Source organism: Prosthecobacter sp. (assembly GCF_046154365.1).
Taxonomy (GTDB): domain Bacteria; phylum Verrucomicrobiota; class Verrucomicrobiia; order Verrucomicrobiales; family Verrucomicrobiaceae; genus Prosthecobacter.
Window position 1 is genome coordinate 1 of sequence record NZ_JBJXFV010000073.1, and the last position, 3,136, is coordinate 3,136.

The 3,136-nt window shown below is 61.6% G+C and carries 2 protein-coding genes; one reads left to right on the forward strand and one right to left on the reverse strand.

Annotated elements, in window-relative coordinates; all coding sequences use genetic code 11:
* Window positions 1-1,681: SLC13 family permease (locus ACKVY0_RS10160; protein WP_409214704.1), on the reverse strand; the 1,681-nt coding region annotated here is incomplete at its 3' end.
* Window positions 1,682-2,048: 367 nt separating this feature from the next.
* On the opposite strand from ACKVY0_RS10160, the gene ACKVY0_RS10165 reads away from it, so the two are divergent.
* A complete protein-coding gene (locus tag ACKVY0_RS10165; protein WP_409214705.1) occupies window positions 2,049-2,963 on the forward strand; it encodes an alkaline phosphatase family protein in 915 nt (304 codons plus the stop codon).
* The last annotated feature ends 173 nt before the right edge of the window (window positions 2,964-3,136 follow it).

Here is a 3,136-nt window from a genome sequence, read left to right on the forward strand (position 1 = left end):
AGTCGTAGAAGCGGTATTTGCCGGGGCCATAGACGAGGATGCAACTGGGCTCGAAGGGCGTGAGCACGGAGGCGGAGGCGCTGAGCATGACGCCGATGGCAAAGGCACGCGGGCTGGCGCCCATCGAGGTGGCGGCCTGCATGGCGACGGGCAGGACGACGAGCGCGGCGGCGGCGTTCGACATGGGTTGCGTGAGGAGGACGGTGAGGACGCAGAAGCCGGCAAACACGGCGAAGACGCCCCAGGGTTGCAGCCATGAAGTGATGGCATCGGCGACCATGGCGGCGGCGCCGGAGCTTTTCATCGCCTCGCCAAAGGCCATCATGCCGCCGATGAGGATGAGCAGCCGCCAGTCGATGTTGCCATACGCGTTTTCGAGGCTGATGCAGCGGCTGAAGACGGCAAACATGGCGACGATGACAAAGGCAACCGTGTCCGGCACCCAGCCGATGCTGCTGACGATGACGGCGAGGATGAACGCCGCTAGCAGCACGATGCCACGCCGACGTGATTCGGCGCTGGTCTGATGCTGCGTGAGCACGATGATCTCGCCGCCTTCCTCGATGGTGCGGAAGCGTTCGCCTGGGCCTTGCAGCAGCAGCACGTCGCCGGCGTGGAGTTTTTCGTCGGCCATGTGATGCAGCAGGGAGCGATCGCTGCGCATGAGGGCGAGCACGGAGAGGCCGGTGCGCTGGCGGAAGTTGCTCGCGCGCAAGGAACGGCCGACGAGGCCGGAACGCGGGGTGATGACGACCTCGGCGACCTGGGCGCCGCTCATGTCGATGCCGGAGCTGCGCAGCGTCACGTCTTCGAGGATGTCGAGGCCCTCGATCTTCTTCACCTTGATGAGGTTTTCGACCTTGCCAGCGACGAGCACGACATCGCCTTCATCGAAGCTCGCCTGCGGCCCGACATCGAGCGTGCCGCCCTGGCGCGTGATTTTGAGCACCTGGAATTCCAGCGCGGAGAAGTCGGAATTAAAAGCCTGCTGCCCGATGAGCGGCGAATTTTTCAGCACGACGACTTCGGCGAGGTATTCGCGCATCGCATCGCCACTCTCAGCCGCGCTGCGATCACGCTCCGGCACCATGCGCGTGCCGATGAAGACCATGTACAAGATGCCGACGAGTACAACGACCACGCCGACATGCGTGAATTCAAACATGCCCAGCGGTTTCAGCCCGAGCTTCGTGATGGCACCACTCACGGCGACGTTGGTGGAGGTGCCGATGAGCGTGCAGGTGCCGCCCATGAGCGAGGCGAAAGCCAGCGGCATGAGCAGACGCGACGGCGGGATGCGCAGACGTCTTGCCAAACCCATGACCGGGCCGACGAACACGGCGGTGACGGTGGTGTTATTCATGAAGGCGGACACACCGCCGACCACGGCCATCAGCATGCCCATCAGCCGGCGGGGCTTGGTGCCGAGCGTGTTCGCCAGCACGCTGCCCATGGTGTCGAGCACGCCGGTCTCACGCAATGCCGCACCGATGACAAAGATCGCCGCGAGCAGAATGATCACACGATCACCAAAGCCGGCGAAGGCCTGCTCCGCCTTCAAGATGCCGCACATGACCAGCACGCAGAGCATCGACAACGTGACCAGATCCACGGAGATTTTCTCCGTGGCGAAGGCGATGACGGCGATGACGAGCAGTCCGATGACGATCCAGGCTTCCATGTGGCGGCATCATTGGCGCAGGGAAATCGACGGCTCAAGGAGCAAGCCGCGCAAACAACCGAGATGACCAGCAAAGGCGGAGCGAATCTTGACCCCTCACCCCAGCCCTCTCCCCGAATTTGATCCGAGAGCAATGCAGTCTCGGGCGGGGAGAGGGAGAGAGCGTTCGAGCGTCACCAGGCAAATCTCCTCTCCCCGCCCTCAGAGTTCGCTGCTCCACGATCTGCTTCGGGGAGAGGCCGGGTGAGGGGCGCGACAACAAGCCGTCGCCATTTCGTGCGTTGATGCGGTAGCTCTGCGAACAACCGCGCGTCACAATGTTTTGGAAGCAATTCAAGCCGGCATGCGTTATTTCGCGCCCCCAGCCATGCGTTTCATCCTCAGCACCCTTTCAGTCGTCCTCGCCCTCGGTTTCACTGCCACCGCCGCACCGCGTGCGGAGCATGTGTTCATCATCAGCCTGGATGGGGCTAAACCGGCGGTCATTGCAGAAAGTGAAGCGCCCACGCTGAAGAAAATCGCCGCCGAGGGCGCGGTGACGTGGCAGGCGAGCACGATTTTTCCTTCGATCACGCTGCCATCGCATACCTCGATGCTCACGGGTGTGGGACCGGACAAGCATCAGATCCTGTGGAACGGCTACACGCCGATCAAGGGCCTCGTGAAGGTGCCAACGGTGTTTTCACTGCTCAAGGCGGCCGATGCGAAGGCGGTGACTGGTATGTTCGTGGGTAAAGTGAAGTTTCGTCATCTGTGGCTGAAGGATTCACTCGACATCTTCGACTTTGGCGGGCCGCAGTCGGTCACGCCCGTTGCTGGTGCGCCGGAGATTGAGAAGGACAAAAAGCCCTCGCAGTTGGTAGCGAAGCAGGCGGCGGCGTGGATCAAAGAGAACAAACCGCGTCTCACATTCATCCACTTTGCCGACATCGATACCGCCGGTCATAAAAGTGGTTGGGGATCGCCCGAGCAGAAGGAGGCGCTCAAAGTCACCGATCAGGCGCTGTGGCAGGTCTGGCAGGCCATCAAGGATGCGGGCATCGCTGATGCCAGCGTCATGCTCATCAGCGCCGACCACGGCGGCCATGACAAAACCCACGGTCTGGACATTCCCGACGACATGCTCATCCCTTGGGTCGCGTGGGGCAAAGGCGTGAAGAAAAACTTCACCATCACCGACAAAGTCACGACCTACGACACCGCTGCGACGGCACTCTGGTTGCTCGATGTGCCCGTGCCCACCGAATTCGACGGCAAGCCGGTGACGAGCGCGTTTGAGTGATCCCATCGTAGGCTCAGACATCCTTACCTCAGAGGAAACTCAGTGAGCCAGTTCTTCTCTGCGACCGTCCATCCTCTGCGGTTACCTGGTTTTAACCGCAGAGGATGGACGGTCGCAGAGGGATCATTGGTTTTCCCATCGTTAGATAAGAATGCGGTCAAAGATGGGGCCGG